This window comes from Halalkalibacter krulwichiae, assembly GCF_002109385.1.
In the GTDB taxonomy this organism is placed as follows: domain Bacteria; phylum Bacillota; class Bacilli; order Bacillales; family Bacillaceae_D; genus Halalkalibacter; species Halalkalibacter krulwichiae.
The window spans coordinates 3,410,107-3,424,966 of the sequence record NZ_CP020814.1 but is presented as its reverse complement, the minus strand read 5'-3'; the positions used below and the strand labels follow the sequence as shown (position 1 = coordinate 3,424,966).

The following is a 14,860-nucleotide window of genomic DNA, read 5'->3' as shown; positions in this document are numbered from 1 at the left end:
TGGTTGTTTACTGGTGCTTAAATGAAAGAGGACATAATGGTATAGAGCTAGAAGAAAAAAGGAGCTGTGTTTGAAGAATGGCAAAAATCATTGCAATTAATGCAGGAAGTTCATCATTAAAATTTCAACTATTAAATATGCCAGAAGAGACGGTTGTAACAAAAGGCCTTGTTGAGCGTATTGGCTTGGGAGATGGCATTTTCACAATCGAGGTAGATGGCGAAAAGAATAAAGAAACATTGGACATTCCTGATCATGCGTTTGCAGTTAAAACATTACTTGATAAGCTTACAGGACTCGGGATTATTCAATCTTTAGAAGAAATCGAAGGAATTGGTCATCGTGTCGTTCACGGAGGAGAAAAGTTTAATGACTCCGTACTTATTACCGATGAAGTATTATCAGGAATTGAAGAAGTATCTGAGCTTGCGCCTTTGCATAATCCTGCAAACGTGGTTGGAATTAAAGCCTTTAGAGAAGTATTACCGAATGTACCTGCAGTAGCAGTGTTCGATACAGCTTTTCACCAATCAATGCCAGAATCGTCTTTCCTATATAGTCTACCTTATGAATATTATGAGAAATTTGGTATTCGTAAATATGGTTTCCACGGTACTTCTCATAAATATGTTTCAGAGCGTGCGGCAGAGTTATTAGGTCGTCCAATCGAACAATTACGTCTCCTTTCTTGTCACTTAGGAAATGGGGCAAGTATTGCAGCGATTGAAGGTGGTAAATCAATCGATACGTCTATGGGCTTTACGCCATTAGCAGGGGTAACGATGGGAACTCGTTCTGGTAACATTGATCCGGCATTAATTCCATATATTATGGAGAAAACAGGCCAAGATGCATATGAAGTATTAGACACATTGAATAAGCGTAGTGGGTTGTTAGGTGTATCAGGATTCTCAAGCGACCTTCGTGATATTGAAAGTGAAGCGGAAAGTGGAAACGAACGTGCTGAGCTTGCTTTGGAAGTATTCACTTCTCGTATTCATAAATACATTGGTTCGTATGCTGCTCGTATGAGTGGAGTTGATGCGATTATCTTCACGGCTGGAATCGGCGAAAATAGTGATGTTATTCGTGAGCGTGTACTTAAAGGCCTTGAGTTCATGGGCGTTTATTGGGATCCTTCTCTAAATAAAGTACGTGGAAAAGAAGCATTCATTAACTATCCTCATTCACCGGTAAAAGTTATCATTATCCCAACGAATGAAGAAGTAATGATTGCTCGTGATACAGTAAGACTTTCGAAATAAGTAGAAAATTTGATCCCTCCTATCATACAATAGGAGGGATTCTCTTATATAGAAACAGGAAACAGTTCATCACTTTACATTTTCTATTTATAAAAGCTATCATTAGACTGAAAACTTTCTATGTCGCATAGACTGAACATAAGCGAATAGGGGGGATGCACATGGCGAGTTGGCAAGAGAGAGATACGATTACAGATTTTTTTCTAATTAAAGAAAGAGAAATTAAACAGGCATCTAACGGGAGTGAGTATGCCAATTTTACAATCGAAAAAAATTTACATGTTATATTAGCTCGTTTATGGGACATTACTGATGATCAGAAGCGATTGTTCATTCGGAAATCAATTGTGAAGATCGAAGGAACAGTTATTACATATCGTGGCCAAGTTCAACTAAATATAAATCGAATGCGTCTAGCGACAGATGATGATGCTATTAATGTTTCACAGTTAATTTCAAAAGACGGTGTCAATCGAGAAGAACTTTGGCATGAGTTGCGTTTAATGATGGAGGAAGTCCATTCGGAAACGCTAAGATCTATTATCAAAAACGTATTCAGTCAGAAATTGTTACGGGAACGTTTAACAACGATCCCAGCCTCTAAAAATTATCATCACCCGTATTATGCAGGATTATTAGACCATATCGTTCATGTAAGTAGAGCTGCCTTACAACTTTTACCACTTTATCCGCAAGTAAACCGTGACATCATTATGTCAGCATGCCTTTTGCATGACTTAGGAAAAACAGAACTTTTCACTGAGCCGGTTGCACCAGATTATTCAACATCTGGTCATTTAATGGGACACATTGTTCTTGGACTTGAAATCATTCATGATGCAGCAAGGGAAGCAGGAATTCCTAGTCACAATGAAGAATTAATGAGTGTAAAGCATTGCATCGCAAGTCAGTTTGGTGAAGTAAGTCAAGGATACGGAAGTACGGTTTCACCTAAGACAGCAGAGGCAATCTTTTTCCAACACATTAAGCAAATGAATACGATGCTTCATGCATTTGAAATGATTCAAGAACGGGCAAAAGATGAATGGACTTATTCACCAATGTTCAAGAGGAAAATGTATACAGGTAAAGAGGGATCTAAATGAGTCAACGTTGGAATGAAATAAAAGAATGGGAAGAGACTTTCTTTCATTATGATGCAACAGATCTTGGTGGTACGTATAATAAATGGAATGAACGTCTTTATGAACAACTAAGCCAAAAACAAAAACAAAAATGGCTAGAAAAGATGGATTCGTGTTTGATCCATTTACAGGCTTGGCTGCAACATAGCCGCTCTCATGAAGAAACAAAAAAAAGAGTCATTGCCCATGCAAGGTTGTTCGATTCTAGTATTACAACCATTGAACAATTACAAGCATTACCTTTAGAACAACTTGACTATATTGCTGAGCAATTAATGGCAAAACAACGTTTGCTAGCATTAGGACAAGGTGGACTGACTGGAATGGGAGGAATGTTTTTATTGCTCGCAGATTTACCTGCGCTTGCAATTATTCAATTGCGCTCTTTGCAACACTTAGCTTTAGTGTACGGGTATGATGTTAGACGACCAATCGAGATGGTGAATTTACTAAAACTATTCTATGTCGCTACACTTCCGAAAGCCTATCAAGCAGAAGAATGGGATAAGCTTCTAGAAGAAGTCGAAAGACAAGAGCGTGAGCACATCTTTTACGAAGGCGATGATGCCATTTTACAAGAGAGCAGCTTAGAACAATTAACGAATCAGTTAGTAAAAAGTTTCGTCATTACGATGCTAAGGAAAAAGCTTATCCAAGGTGTTCCACTTGTCGGAATGGCCGTTTCAGCAGGTTTAAATTACCGCTTCTCCCAACAAGTAATAGAAATAGGCCAACACTTCTACCAAAAAAGACGATTAATAGAAGAAGGCATCTAAAAAAGGGTGGTTTTCACCTTTTTTAGATGCCTTCGAAGCAATCAGCGGAGCGATTGCCATGTTTTTTAAGATAAATAAAAAAGGGTGGTTTTCACCTTTTTTAGATGCCTTCGAAGCAATTGCCACATTTTTTTAAGATAATAAAAAATCTGATTTTGCAAGATTGGTGATATCGCCAATCTTTTTTTATTTGTAGCGCGTTTATTAATAATGTAAAACAGGCACGCCTAAATGGTGTGTAGCTTACTATGTCACTGTAGGCGATACCCGAAACCAAATCCATAATTCATTAATTGTTGATGCGAGTTCAGCCATTTCTAAGTTAAGTTCACAGGATCGTTCAAAGTCTTCCTCTTCTGTTAACTGTTCGTGAATGATTTCAATTTCTTTTTCTATTTCTTTAATTCGGTCGGGGATAGTTCCTCTAATCGCCTCCCATTTTGCTAATACTTGCTGTTGAATATCTATGCTTAAGTCGCTCCATGTACCTTCTACTTTTGGTATCGACAGTCCCAGACGTGAATCAAAAATATATTCTACACTCATACTAGTCACCTCAATGTTGATCATAACGAAAGTTTAAGGAAATGAAAATAAAAACTATAAAAAAAACACAAAAAACTACTTGCCAAAACGAAGCACCCCTGTTAAAGTTATGAATATTAATAAGAATTGTATTTGGTTTTATGCAAAACGGTGCAGAGATAAGAAGCACTCATTTTTTTGAATAACTATGTATAAAAATAATATTTAGAGTATTAATATTCAGTGGAGGTTATGAGAGATGAGTAAAGAGAAAGTAGTTTTAGCATATTCAGGCGGGTTAGATACATCAGTTGCAATTAAATGGTTAGCAGATAAAGGTTATGATGTCATTGCTGTAGGTTTAGATGTTGGCGAAGGAAAAGATTTGGATTTTGTTAAACAGAAAGCATTAGATGTAGGTGCGATTGAATCTTACTCAATCGATGCAAAAAAAGAATTTGCTGAGGACTTTGTTCTTCCTACATTGCAAGCACATACTATGTATGAAGAAAAATACCCACTAGTATCAGCATTATCTCGTCCACTAATTTCAAAGAAACTTGTGGAGATTGCTGAAGAAACAGGAGCGGTTGCAGTTGCACATGGTTGTACAGGTAAGGGAAATGACCAAGTGCGCTTTGAAGTATCTATTCAAGCTTTAAATCCTAATTTGAAAGTGCTAGCTCCAGTTCGTGAATGGGGTTGGTCACGTGACGAAGAGATTGAATATGCAAAAGCCAATAATATCCCAATTCCAGTTGATTTGGATAATCCTTATTCAGTTGACCAAAACTTATGGGGACGTGCAAACGAATGTGGAATTCTAGAAGATCCATGGGCGACTCCTCCAGAAGGTGCATATGAATTAACGGCAGCAATTGAGAATACGCCAGATGAAGCTGAAATTATTGAAATTGGGTTTGAGCAAGGTGTTCCTGTTACTCTAAACGGTAAATCTTATCAACTTGATCAATTAATTCTAGAGCTAAACCAAGTTGCTGGTAAGCATGGAGTTGGAAGAATTGATCATGTTGAAAACCGTCTTGTTGGGATTAAGTCTCGTGAAGTATATGAGTGTCCAGGAGCGATGACTTTAATTAAAGCTCATAAGGAATTAGAAGATATCACATTGACGAAAGAAGTGGCACACTTTAAACCTGTGATTTCTAAGAAGCTGTCTGAAGTTATTTACGATGGTCTATGGTTCTCGCCAATTACAAAAGCACTTCAAGCCTTTTTAACGGAAACGCAAAAGACAGTAACGGGAGTTGTACGTGTGAAATTATTTAAAGGTCACGCGATTGTAGAAGGACGTAAATCGCCTTACTCTCTATACAATGAAAAACTTGCTACGTATTCAACGGATGATGAATTTGATCACAGTGCAGCAGTTGGCTTTATCTCACTTTGGGGATTATCAACGAAAGTAAACAGCATGGTGAGCAAAGAGAAGAAGGAGGTTACACAATAGTGTCTAAGCTCTGGGGTGGACGTTTTACTAAAACAGCGGAAGAGTGGGTCGATGCATTCGGTGCATCGATCGGCTTTGACCAAGCTCTTGTCGACGAAGATATCGAAGGAAGCCTTGCGCATGTATCTATGCTCGGGAAATGCGGTATTCTTCCAGCAGATGAAGTCGAGCAAATTAAAGCTGGCTTAACTATTCTTCGTGAAAAGGCAAAAAAAGGTGAGCTTGAATTCTCTGTTTCAGAAGAAGATATTCATTTGAACCTTGAAAAAATGCTTATTGACGAGATTGGGCCAGTTGGAGGAAAGCTTCATACTGGACGTAGTCGTAATGACCAAGTAGCAACAGACATGCACCTTTATTTACGTAATAATACAAAAGAAATCATGGTTGCTGTGAAAAAGCTGCAAGAAGCATTGTATAACCAGGCTACGAATCATGTTGAAACATTGATTCCTGGATATACTCATCTTCAGCGCGCTCAACCAGTTTCATTTGCTCATCATTTGCTTGCTTATTTCTGGATGCTGGAGCGTGATTATGGCCGTCTAGAAGATAGTATGAAACGATTAAACATTTCACCATTAGGTGCAGGAGCTTTGGCAGGGACGACGTTTCCAATTGATCGTGCTTATGCTGCAGAACTTTTAGGCTTTGACGATATTTATCATAACAGCCTTGATGCGGTAAGTGACCGTGATTTTATTGTGGAATTTTTAAGTGCGTCTTCTGTCTTGATGATGCATTTATCTCGTTTGTGTGAAGAATTGATTCTTTGGTCGACTCAAGAATTTCAATTTATTGAGATGGATGATTCGTTTGCAACAGGTTCAAGCATCATGCCACAAAAGAAAAACCCAGATATGGCTGAGCTTATTCGTGGGAAAACAGGACGAGTTTATGGGAACTTATTCTCGTTATTAACGACGTTAAAAGGATTACCACTTGCCTACAATAAAGATATGCAAGAAGACAAAGAAGGCATGTTCGATACGGTCGAGACGGTAAAAGGTTCATTGAACATCTTTGCGGGTATGATTGAAACAATGACTGTTAACACAGATAAGATGGAAAAAGCTGTACACCAAGACTTTTCAAATGCTACTGAATTAGCAGACTATTTAGCGACAAAAGGAATGCCTTTCCGTCAGGCGCATGAAGTAGTAGGAAAGCTTGTCCTTGTAGCCATTCAAAAAGGAGTTTTCTTACTAGATCTACCTTTTTCAGACTATCAAGAAGCGAGCGAGCTGTTTGAAGAAAACATTTATGAAGTCTTACTACCAAAAACTGTTGTCGCCCGTCGAAATAGTGCTGGAGGTACAGGGTTCGAACAAGTAAAAATCGCATTAACGAAAGCTGAACAGTGCTTACATGCAGCAGTTCAAAAATAGATCTTTCATCACATAATAAACAAAGTTGTGCCAATACTAACTAAGGTAGTTAATACTTAGAAGGGGGCACAACGAGATGAAGGAACATAAATTAACAAACGCAACGTATGACGTAGAAGGGGAAATGACTGTACATCAGCAAGTGATGGATTCATACAGTCATGGCACCCATGACGAACAACGCCACCAAGACGAAATGGCACACCAATATGACAAAATGAAAAAATAGAGCAAAAGCTCCCCAAGGATGGTTTTTACCTTGGGGAGCTTTTGCTCTTTCATTCAAGCGATCCTTTTTACTTTTCCCCTTAAAACATAGTATGATCTAAGAGAGGTTAAAGGTGAGGGGAAGTTTTGATGCGGCATGCGTTCATTACAGCAGGTACAAAGGGACTTGGGGTGCAAGTAACAGAAGCTCTATTAGCGAATGGTTATTCCGTAACAGTCACCTTTCGTAGTGATGAGGAAGCAGTGAAGCAATTGCGAAATCGCTGGAAACAGTATGCTCACAAGTTGCATTTTGTACAAGCGGATGTAACAAAAAAGGAAGATATTAATTGCGCAGTTGAGGAAGCAATGGACCGTTACAATAGAATCGATTTATTAATAAATAATGCGGGTCCTTATGTGTTTGAGAGGAAGAAGTTAGTCGACTATGAACTAGACGAATGGTATAGCATGATAGAAGGAAATTTAAGCGCAGTGTATCACTTGTTAAGAAAAATAGTTCCCATTATGCGTAAACAGCGATTTGGTAGAATTGTTACATATGGCTTTCAAGGGGCAAATAGTGCTCCGGGTTGGATCTATCGTTCTGCTTATGCTGCAGCTAAAGTTGGACTTGTTTCTTTGATGAAGACGGTTTCAATAGAGGAAGCCGAATATGGAATAACGGCTAATATGGTTTGTCCTGGTAATATTTTGGGAGAAATGAAGGAAGCGACGATCAAAGAAGCAAGATTGAATCATGATAGTGAGACGCCAATAGGTAGGAGTGGAACAGGGGAAGATATCGCTAGAGCTATTCTCTTTCTATGTGAAGAAAATGCAGATATGGTAACCGGGACGGTATTAGAAGTAACAGGTGGGGTGGATGTCATTAATCGCTATCGATAAGAAACTAGGATGAATAAATTACCATTTTCTGTACATGTTAAAACTGAGGTGATGTACATGAATAGATGGTATTCGTTATCAGTTGTTGCATTTTTATTGTTCGGAGTTTTTGCAGGACCAGTCAGTGCTGCTGGTACAGAATTGATGAGTCTTTTTTCGATACGAATTACAGTAGTTGAAAAAGGAATCGAATATCAATGGGAATTTGATAGTCCAAGTCAGTATGAATTTGAACACGGCAATCATGTGGTAAAAGGTAAAGAAGCAAAGAAAAAGATGGAACAAGTACTTGATATTTTAAAATTAGATGAACAAGAAGACGTTACCAATTATGTAAAACGATTAAAAGAGTCACAGTACCCTAATCTAGAGCGAATTGATATCCGTTTTATGAATGGCGAAGGAAAATTATTTACATGGGTTTGGCAAGATCATAAATAGAGGAGGTTGTCTCAAAAGTACTTTAAGAAGTAGCAATGGCTAAGCACATTGCTTCCTTTTGAGACGCCCTCTTGTTGTTTCCCTTTAACTATGAATGATTTGCAACTCCTTTGGAAACTTTGTTAAGCATTCATGTCCTTGTTTAGTAATGAGGACATCATCTTCAATACGGACTCCGCCGACGCCAGGTAAATAGATTCCAGGTTCAATCGTAAAGGTCATCCCTACTTGTAAGCGATCATTATTTGTTTCATTTAATGAAGGAAGTTCATGAACTTCAGATCCTAGACCGTGGCCAATCCGGTGAGGAAAGTACTCCCCGTAACCAGCGTTAGAAATAATCGATCTGGCTTTTCGGTCTAAATCACCTAAGATCGTTCCTTCTCTACAAATATGTAACGTTTCTTCCTGGGCTTTTAATACGGTAGAATAAATTTGCTCTTGTTGTTCGGTTGGCTGACCAAGGATAATAGTTCTAGTTATGTCTGAACAGTATCCTTCTACCACAACCCCTAAATCAAATAAGACAAAATCACCTTCTTTGATTTGTTTCGTATTTGGGTGGCCGTGTGGGTTAGCCGTATTCTCTCCACTTAATACTAAAGTCCCGAACGACATTTCAGCGATTCCTTTTTTCTTCAACTCATACTCGATCAAAGCAAGAATCTCCATTTCTGTACGTCCTTTTTTTACGGCGTTTATACCAACTTCAACTCCAAAGTCAGCAAGCTTAGCTGCTTCTCGTAAGATAGCAATTTCGTCTTCATTCTTGATTAATCTCATTTCCATTATCCCTTGTTCGCAGTTTACAAAGGTGAAAGTAGGGAATAGGTTTTGTAGCTGCTCATGTCTAGCCACAGAGAGTGCCTCTTTTTCAATTGCTGCTATATTTTGTTCGAATGAATAGGTTGAAAGATACTTATTGATTAGCTCCCAAGGATTTTCGTGATCACTATATCCAATGATGGGATAAGCCCAACCAGCCTGAGAAATTAGTGGTTTCTCCATATTTGGACAAACAAGAAAAGGTTCTTTGTCTTGAAATACAAATAAGGAAATTAAACGTTCGTGAGGTTCACAGCGAAATCCAGTTAAATAAAATAAATTGGCTTTACTCTGAATAAAAGCAAACTCGGCATTTTGGTCTTTGAGCCATTTTTGAATCGTTTCGATACGTTGTTGTGACATAATTACTCCTTTCAATCGCAAGGTTAGTTCTTAATGTATCATCATATGGAGAATTAAGAAAGTGAAGAGGAGAAAGAGCCGGAACAGTATAATACTCATATTTCTTTAAAATAGTAGCAGGACTTTTTCGAAGTGTTGTTTAAATTACTGTAAAGGGTTAATTTTGTAAAAGGAGTGTATACGATGAAAGTTAGTTATCATGGACATTCAGTTGTTCTAATTGAGACAGAGGGAACTCGAATTATTGTTGATCCCTTTCTAACAGGAAACGGACAAACAGATTTAAAGGAAGAGGAACTAAAAGTAGATGTAATTCTATTAACTCATGGTCATAATGATCATGTAGGTGACACAGTAGCAATAGCGAAACGAAACGATGCTCTTGTTATCGCACCATTTGAATTAGCTACATATTTAAGTTGGCAAGGTGTACGTACGCATCCAATGCATATTGGCGGTGCTCATCAATTTGATTTCGGGAAGGTTAAGTTAACACAAGCATTTCACGGTTCGTCCTATACTGTAGAAGAAGAACAAAAGATCGTCTATACAGGTATGCCAGCGGGTATCTTATTTTCAGCTGAAGGGAAGACGATTTTCCATGCCGGAGATACAGCGTTGTTTAGCGATATGAAATTAATTGGTGAACGAAATGCAATAGATCTTGCTTTCTTGCCAATTGGTGACAACTTCACAATGGGACCTGAGGATGCATCTACTGCTGCTGAATGGCTTCAAGCAAAGAAAGTTGTTCCGATTCATTACAATACATTCCCTGTCATTGAGCAAGATCCAGTAGAGTTTACTGAGAATCTCTCAGGGAAGAAAGGTCTTTATTTGTCAATAGGGGATGAAATTGAATTTTAATCAGTTTAAGGACAAGTAGATTACAAGACTAAAACCAACTAGGAATACTGGTTGGTTTTTTATATTCATCCTACAAATGTAGGTTGCTTGAACCAAGGCTTGTTCTTTTTATTTATTTCGTTACATATGCTGTATAAGGATTAGTTGCGGAGGGATGTCTATGAAACAAAGATTGTTTATCTCTTTTCTCTTATCAATGACGATGTTGATTTATGGACTAGAGTACTTACCGTTTAATGGTTCAATGATTGATCAAGTCTTTTCTTGGGCGTGGACAGGACTCGCAGTTCTCGTCATTAGTGGAAACGGATTACATCTGTTATATCATAAAAATCAGCAGAGACGTGAAGCTGTATTGGTAAAAAAATACAGACAGGTAAGAGCAAAAGTAAGAGGGTAATGATGCAGTTCTTGATAGTCGCCACATTCACACGTATAATAAGTATTAGTACAGTTTCGAAAATTCGGTGAAACAGTTTGAAAGTGTGGTGACTATCATGGCTACTAAGCATGAGCAAATTTTAGAATACATAACAAATTTAGAAGTAGGAGAAAAGATTTCCGTTCGTTCGATTGCAAAGGCGCTGACAGTGAGTGAAGGAACGGCCTATAGGGCGATCAAGGAAGCGGAGAATCAAGGGCTTGTTAGTACGATAGAACGTGTAGGGACAATTCGTATAGAAAAGAAGAAAAAGGAAAACATCGAAAAACTTACATATGCAGAGGTCGTTAACATTGTTGATGGACAAGTTCTAGGTGGGCGTGAAGGTTTATATAAAACATTAAACCGTTTTGTTATCGGAGCAATGAAGCTTGATGCTATGATGCGCTATGTAGAAGCAGGAAACTTATTAATCGTTGGTAACCGTGTCCAAGTTCATAAAGTTGGGCTTGAGGCGGGGCTGCAGTTTTAATTACAGGGGGATTTAATACGAGTGATGAAGTGATTGCTCTAGCAGATGAACTGCAACTACCAATAATCTCAACAAGTTATGATACGTTTACTGTTGCTGCAATGATAAACCGAGCAATCTATGACCAACTAATTAAAAAGGAAATTGTATTAGTTGACGATATATTAATACCTTTACAAGATACGTTCTATATGACAACCCAAAATACAGTTGAAAAGTGGCATGATTTAAATGACCGTACAGGACATAGTCGTTATCCAGTTATCGATGCTAACATGAAGATCCAAGGGATGGTGGCAGCGAAGGATGTACTAAGTGCTACGAAACAAACACCCATTGAAAAAGTAATGACAAAAAATCCAATCACGGTTAATGAGCGTACATCGGTAGCTGCAGTTGCGCATGTAATGGTTTGGGAAGGGATTGAGTTGCTTCCTGTAATTGATAACCAGAGAAAGTTACTTGGTGTCATTAGCCGTCAAGATGTACTAAAAGCGTTGCAAATGGTACAACGACAACCGCATATCGGAGAAACGATTGAAGATATTGTTACAAGTCGTGTCCAAGAAGTCACAGGTGACGAACTGACATACGAGTGTGAAGTTACACCGCAAATGACTAATCAACTTGGAACGATCTCATATGGGGTTATTACAACGTTGGTAACTGAGGTTGGGAGTAGAGTAATGCGGAAATATAAAAAAGGTGATCTAGTCGTTGAAAATATCACGCTCTATTTTATTAAACCTGTTCAAATTGACAGCGTTATGACGATCCTGCCTAAAGTATTAGAAATCGGACGAAAGCATGGGAAGATCGATGTCGAACTCTACCATGAAGGCAACATAGTCGGCAAAGCCTTAATGGTAGCCCAATTAATAGAGTAAAATGAAAAGTGGCAATATCAAAAGGTTAAGGTGTACCTTTTGATATTGCCTCTGCAATGAGCGAAGCCGTTACCAGTAGTTCAAGCCTGCTAGGAGTGGATTTCTCATAGCAGGCGTGTAACGAGTGAAGCCATTGCAACTTAGATGGAGAGTTTGAAGTGTACCTTTTGATATTGCCTCAAGTTAAGATTAATTATCTAATTGTGAGATATAATGGCGGGAAGCCCGAAAACCGAAAATAATATTAGCTAAACCCAAAATAGCAAAAACGATGCCAACAACGAAATCAATCTGACTTCTTGGAAAAATCATTAAATTTGCTGCGAAGGCTGTTAAGAAGCAACCAAGAGCAAAGGATGATTTTGTTTGGTAGATACGCTTTAATAAAGATTCTTCCGCACGCCATGATTTAAACTTATTATACATAAAGAAAACGGCAGAAATAACAATAATTATTGTTAATAACTTGTCCATACAAATAAATCCTCCTTTTAATCCCTTTCGTTATTGTATCTCGATTAGAGGGATTTTGCTAGTGGAGGATCAGTGAACAAAAAGGAGTATGAGAAGATGATAAAAGAAATTCAAGAACAAATTAGACAATATGATACGATTATTGTTCATCGGCATGAGCGCCCAGACCCAGATGCACTTGGTTCTCAATTAGGTCTAGTGAAGCTGATCAAAGAGCGCTATCCTGATAAACATATTTTAGCTGTAGGGGAGAACGAGCCATCTCTGGCGTTTTTAGGGATGATGGATAAGGTTGATGATAAGTTGTATAACGACGCCTTAGTTATCGTATGTGACACGGCCAATACAGCTCGAATAGATGATAAGCGAATCAATCAAGCAAAATACGTAATTAAAATTGACCACCATCCGAATGAGGAGCCTTATGGAGATCTTGTCTGGGTTGATACAGCATTTAGTTCAACAAGTGAAATGATCGTAGAGTTTTACATCCAAGGACAAGAAGAAGGGTATACGTTGAGTTCAGACGCTGCATTGCTCCTGTATGCTGGCATAGTTGGAGATACAGGTCGTTTTTTGTATAACAATACGACGGCCGGAACTCATAGAAGGACAGCTATATTAGTAGAACAAGGTTTTAATCAAACAGAATTCTATACAAAATTACATAAGAAAGATTTGAAAATGTCGCGTTTACAAGGATATGTTTTGCAAAATTTCACCATTGTAGAGGGGGTAGGGGTGATGCGTTTAACTAGAGAGGACTTAGAAAAGTTTTCTGTCACGTCAAACGAATCGTCTCAACTTGTTAATGCCTTTTCAGATGTGGAAGGATTAAGAACATGGGTGTTTTTTGTTGAAGAGCAAGATCAAATACGAGTAAGGTTACGCTCAAAGGGTCCTGTTATTAATGGGATTGCTGCCGAACATAATGGCGGAGGTCATCCAATGGCTTCGGGGGCAACCGTGTATTCATGGGAGGAAGCGGACGAGGTTGTAGCAAAGTTAGTAGCGGTAAGTAAATAACTAAAAGAGGGAAAGAAGATTTTGTGTAACGAAATCTTCTTTCCCTCAAATAGGAAGAGTCCCTAGTTTCATTGGTTAGCCGGAATAAACCAACAGCCAATCTCGGTAATATCTTCGTGCACTTCAACGCCATCTTTTCTTAACTCTTTCCGAACGAATTCGATGACTTCTTCTGATTCAGCAAAAGCCGATAAGCCATTTTTGATCTTTTCGACTTTTTTTAGAGCCATTTCTTTGCGATTAATCACCATTTCTTTTCCGGTAACATCCATGATTAGTTTCCTCCTAACTATTGAGGGTTTTACTTTATTATACAATAAAGTTAGAAAAAAATAGATATTTGATGAATAAAGTTCGAAAAATTGTGGTTTTTAACCTGAGGGAACAATCTTTACATGTATGGTTAATGTTGTATAGAGGTAAACTTCTTCAACTTTAAGCTGATAACGCCTTTCTCCGACAGAAAATACTTTGTTTTCTAAAGAGCTAATCATTAAATCTTTCATATTAGAAACGGTTTCGATGTCTTTTCGCTTTACGTATTGCAATTCTTGTAAAGCTTGTTGTTTTAAATCGAGAAGGGTAAGTTGATTTAACCTCAGTTTGCGATCATTGCTGTATTGAATTTCGATCTCCTGAATCGTTAACTTTTTTTGATTCTCTTCATTTAATTTTCGCTGTTCACTTAGCAATTGTTCAATATCCTTTTCAAGTTGATCGATGACAGCCTCTTGTTCAGACAAACGAAAGATTAATCCTTCATATACTTGACCATATTGATAAATAAAAAAGAACCAGCCAATTAAAATTCCTAGTATGATTCCAGCGAAAAAGCGTTGTACCGTTCGACGTTCATAAAGAGGAGGAATTCTCATGATGATAGTGTTTCCCCGACGAGCCATTGGATTAAAACTGTACCAGAATGAGCACCACATAAGGCGGCTAAGATCATAAAACCAGTTTTAAAGATATCATCATGAGTCCCATAAAAAAGTCCTCGTTCAATATTAGTAATCGCATCAAAAGTTCCACCAATCGCTGCAACAATTGCCCATATCTTTAAGCTTCCTGCTAAATCATGAATCACCGATAATGGTGGTTTTCCAATTAAAAATGCACCAATTCCGCCAATGATCGCTCCGCCAATGATTACACCGAATGCAACAAAAAAATCAACAATTAATGTAGCTAATAGTTCGCGGCTTAGCATATGAAACCACCTTTCTATTGGAAGATAAATAAATGCAACATGTCTCTTACATATATAGGACAAGGCTAGGAGAAATATGCACATAAAAAATGAGAAAAGGCACTCTCATATTCATTAGTCACTAATATGTACTATACTAAAGAGACAAAAGATGAAAGATGAGGAGA

Annotated in this window: 17 protein-coding genes and 1 pseudogene; 12 read left to right on the top strand and 6 right to left on the bottom strand. The window is 38.0% G+C overall.

What is annotated here, in order from left to right:
- The first annotated feature begins 77 nt into the window (after positions 1–77).
- The 3 genes from BkAM31D_RS17255 to BkAM31D_RS17245 all read left to right on the top strand — a co-directional run bounded on the left by BkAM31D_RS17255 (position 78) and on the right by BkAM31D_RS17245 (position 3,186).
- Positions 78–1,265, top strand: a complete 1,188-nt coding sequence (locus tag BkAM31D_RS17255) for an acetate kinase (protein ID WP_066153497.1) — start codon at positions 78–80, stop codon at positions 1,263–1,265.
- Positions 1,266–1,426: 161 nt separating this feature from the next.
- Positions 1,427–2,371, top strand: coding sequence for a 3'-5' exoribonuclease YhaM family protein (locus tag BkAM31D_RS17250; RefSeq protein ID WP_066153494.1), 945 nt, complete (start codon positions 1,427–1,429; stop codon positions 2,369–2,371).
- A complete protein-coding gene (locus BkAM31D_RS17245) occupies positions 2,368–3,186 on the top strand; it encodes an EcsC family protein (RefSeq protein WP_066153491.1) in 819 nt (272 codons plus the stop codon). Before BkAM31D_RS17250 ends, BkAM31D_RS17245 begins: the two co-directional genes overlap by 4 nt.
- A gap of 246 nt (positions 3,187–3,432) precedes the next feature.
- On the opposite strand, the gene BkAM31D_RS17240 is transcribed toward BkAM31D_RS17245, so the two are convergent.
- Positions 3,433–3,732, bottom strand: coding sequence for a hypothetical protein (locus BkAM31D_RS17240; protein ID WP_066153488.1), 300 nt, complete (start codon positions 3,730–3,732; stop codon positions 3,433–3,435).
- Positions 3,733–3,970: 238 nt separating this feature from the next.
- On the opposite strand from BkAM31D_RS17240, the gene BkAM31D_RS17235 reads away from it, so the two are divergent.
- The 5 genes from BkAM31D_RS17235 (at position 3,971) to BkAM31D_RS17220 (ending at position 8,127) form a co-directional block, all read left to right on the top strand.
- The gene (locus BkAM31D_RS17235) at positions 3,971–5,182 is read left to right on the top strand and encodes an argininosuccinate synthase (protein ID WP_066153486.1); all 1,212 of its coding nucleotides are present in this window, start codon (positions 3,971–3,973) and stop codon (positions 5,180–5,182) included.
- Positions 5,182–6,570 carry an argininosuccinate lyase gene (argH, locus tag BkAM31D_RS17230; RefSeq protein WP_066153483.1) on the top strand — a complete coding sequence of 463 codons (1,389 nt, stop codon included), beginning with the start codon at positions 5,182–5,184 and terminating at the stop codon, positions 6,568–6,570. The genes BkAM31D_RS17235 and argH overlap by 1 nt, the downstream gene beginning before the upstream one ends.
- 76 nt (positions 6,571–6,646) lie before the next feature.
- The gene (locus tag BkAM31D_RS23670) at positions 6,647–6,799 is read left to right on the top strand and encodes a hypothetical protein (RefSeq protein WP_157076793.1); all 153 of its coding nucleotides are present in this window, start codon (positions 6,647–6,649) and stop codon (positions 6,797–6,799) included.
- Positions 6,800–6,927: 128 nt separating this feature from the next.
- Positions 6,928–7,686, top strand: a complete 759-nt coding sequence (locus tag BkAM31D_RS17225) for an SDR family oxidoreductase (protein ID WP_066153480.1) — start codon at positions 6,928–6,930, stop codon at positions 7,684–7,686.
- A gap of 57 nt (positions 7,687–7,743) precedes the next feature.
- Positions 7,744–8,127: a hypothetical protein gene (locus BkAM31D_RS17220; protein WP_066153478.1), complete on the top strand. Its 384-nt coding sequence runs from the start codon at positions 7,744–7,746 to the stop codon at positions 8,125–8,127.
- An 84-nt stretch (positions 8,128–8,211) separates the two neighbouring features.
- On the opposite strand, the gene BkAM31D_RS17215 is transcribed toward BkAM31D_RS17220, so the two are convergent.
- Positions 8,212–9,315 carry a M24 family metallopeptidase gene (locus BkAM31D_RS17215; RefSeq protein WP_066153476.1) on the bottom strand — a complete coding sequence of 368 codons (1,104 nt, stop codon included), beginning with the start codon at positions 9,313–9,315 and terminating at the stop codon, positions 8,212–8,214.
- Positions 9,316–9,498: 183 nt separating this feature from the next.
- Here BkAM31D_RS17215 and BkAM31D_RS17210 point away from each other — a divergent pair, with 183 nt between their 5' ends.
- From BkAM31D_RS17210 to BkAM31D_RS17200, 3 genes and pseudogenes are all read left to right on the top strand, one after another.
- The gene (locus BkAM31D_RS17210; RefSeq protein ID WP_066153472.1) at positions 9,499–10,182 is read left to right on the top strand and encodes a metal-dependent hydrolase; all 684 of its coding nucleotides are present in this window, start codon (positions 9,499–9,501) and stop codon (positions 10,180–10,182) included.
- Between the two features lie 160 nt (positions 10,183–10,342).
- Positions 10,343–10,582 (top strand): hypothetical protein, encoded by a 240-nt coding sequence (locus BkAM31D_RS17205; protein WP_066153469.1) that lies wholly within the window; start codon positions 10,343–10,345, stop codon positions 10,580–10,582.
- A gap of 97 nt (positions 10,583–10,679) precedes the next feature.
- Positions 10,680–11,983, top strand: a pseudogene (locus BkAM31D_RS17200) (DRTGG domain-containing protein).
- A gap of 189 nt (positions 11,984–12,172) precedes the next feature.
- Here the strand turns inward: BkAM31D_RS17200 and BkAM31D_RS17195 are convergent.
- Complete coding sequence (locus BkAM31D_RS17195) at positions 12,173–12,457, bottom strand: YtpI family protein (RefSeq protein ID WP_066153463.1); 285 nt, start codon at positions 12,455–12,457, stop codon at positions 12,173–12,175.
- Positions 12,458–12,553: 96 nt separating this feature from the next.
- On the opposite strand from BkAM31D_RS17195, the gene BkAM31D_RS17190 reads away from it, so the two are divergent.
- A complete protein-coding gene (locus BkAM31D_RS17190; protein WP_066153460.1) occupies positions 12,554–13,483 on the top strand; it encodes a DHH family phosphoesterase in 930 nt (309 codons plus the stop codon).
- Between the two features lie 68 nt (positions 13,484–13,551).
- Here BkAM31D_RS17190 and BkAM31D_RS17185 read toward each other — a convergent pair whose 3' ends face one another.
- The 3 genes from BkAM31D_RS17185 to ytrH all read right to left on the bottom strand — a co-directional run bounded on the left by BkAM31D_RS17185 (position 13,552) and on the right by ytrH (position 14,693).
- Complete coding sequence (locus tag BkAM31D_RS17185; protein ID WP_066153455.1) at positions 13,552–13,755, bottom strand: YtzJ family protein; 204 nt, start codon at positions 13,753–13,755, stop codon at positions 13,552–13,554.
- A gap of 99 nt (positions 13,756–13,854) precedes the next feature.
- Positions 13,855–14,358: a sporulation membrane protein YtrI gene (gene ytrI / locus BkAM31D_RS17180; protein WP_066153452.1), complete on the bottom strand. Its 504-nt coding sequence runs from the start codon at positions 14,356–14,358 to the stop codon at positions 13,855–13,857.
- Positions 14,355–14,693 (bottom strand): sporulation membrane protein YtrH, encoded by a 339-nt coding sequence (gene ytrH, locus BkAM31D_RS17175; RefSeq protein ID WP_066153449.1) that lies wholly within the window; start codon positions 14,691–14,693, stop codon positions 14,355–14,357. The genes ytrI and ytrH overlap by 4 nt, the downstream gene beginning before the upstream one ends.
- Positions 14,694–14,860 lie beyond the last annotated feature (167 nt).

Excerpts from the sequence above, each read along its gene's own strand:
- BkAM31D_RS17240 (WP_066153488.1), bottom strand. The coding sequence starts at position 3,732 with ATGAGTGTAGAATATATTTTTGATTCACGTCTGGGACTGTCGATACCA.
- BkAM31D_RS17220 (WP_066153478.1), top strand. The coding sequence starts at position 7,744 with ATGAATAGATGGTATTCGTTATCAGTTGTTGCATTTTTATTGTTCGGA.
- BkAM31D_RS17255 (WP_066153497.1), top strand. The coding sequence starts at position 78 with ATGGCAAAAATCATTGCAATTAATGCAGGAAGTTCATCATTAAAATTT.
- BkAM31D_RS17210 (WP_066153472.1), top strand. The coding sequence starts at position 9,499 with ATGAAAGTTAGTTATCATGGACATTCAGTTGTTCTAATTGAGACAGAG.
- BkAM31D_RS23670 (WP_157076793.1), top strand. The coding sequence starts at position 6,647 with ATGAAGGAACATAAATTAACAAACGCAACGTATGACGTAGAAGGGGAA.
- BkAM31D_RS17245 (WP_066153491.1), top strand. The coding sequence starts at position 2,368 with ATGAGTCAACGTTGGAATGAAATAAAAGAATGGGAAGAGACTTTCTTT.
- BkAM31D_RS17250 (WP_066153494.1), top strand. The coding sequence starts at position 1,427 with ATGGCGAGTTGGCAAGAGAGAGATACGATTACAGATTTTTTTCTAATT.
- BkAM31D_RS17235 (WP_066153486.1), top strand. The coding sequence starts at position 3,971 with ATGAGTAAAGAGAAAGTAGTTTTAGCATATTCAGGCGGGTTAGATACA.
- ytrI (WP_066153452.1), bottom strand. The coding sequence starts at position 14,358 with ATGAGAATTCCTCCTCTTTATGAACGTCGAACGGTACAACGCTTTTTC.
- BkAM31D_RS17190 (WP_066153460.1), top strand. The coding sequence starts at position 12,554 with ATGATAAAAGAAATTCAAGAACAAATTAGACAATATGATACGATTATT.
- BkAM31D_RS17225 (WP_066153480.1), top strand. The coding sequence starts at position 6,928 with ATGCGGCATGCGTTCATTACAGCAGGTACAAAGGGACTTGGGGTGCAA.
- BkAM31D_RS17195 (WP_066153463.1), bottom strand. The coding sequence starts at position 12,457 with ATGGACAAGTTATTAACAATAATTATTGTTATTTCTGCCGTTTTCTTT.
- BkAM31D_RS17215 (WP_066153476.1), bottom strand. The coding sequence starts at position 9,315 with ATGTCACAACAACGTATCGAAACGATTCAAAAATGGCTCAAAGACCAA.
- ytrH (WP_066153449.1), bottom strand. The coding sequence starts at position 14,693 with ATGCTAAGCCGCGAACTATTAGCTACATTAATTGTTGATTTTTTTGTT.
- BkAM31D_RS17185 (WP_066153455.1), bottom strand. The coding sequence starts at position 13,755 with ATGGATGTTACCGGAAAAGAAATGGTGATTAATCGCAAAGAAATGGCT.
- BkAM31D_RS17205 (WP_066153469.1), top strand. The coding sequence starts at position 10,343 with ATGAAACAAAGATTGTTTATCTCTTTTCTCTTATCAATGACGATGTTG.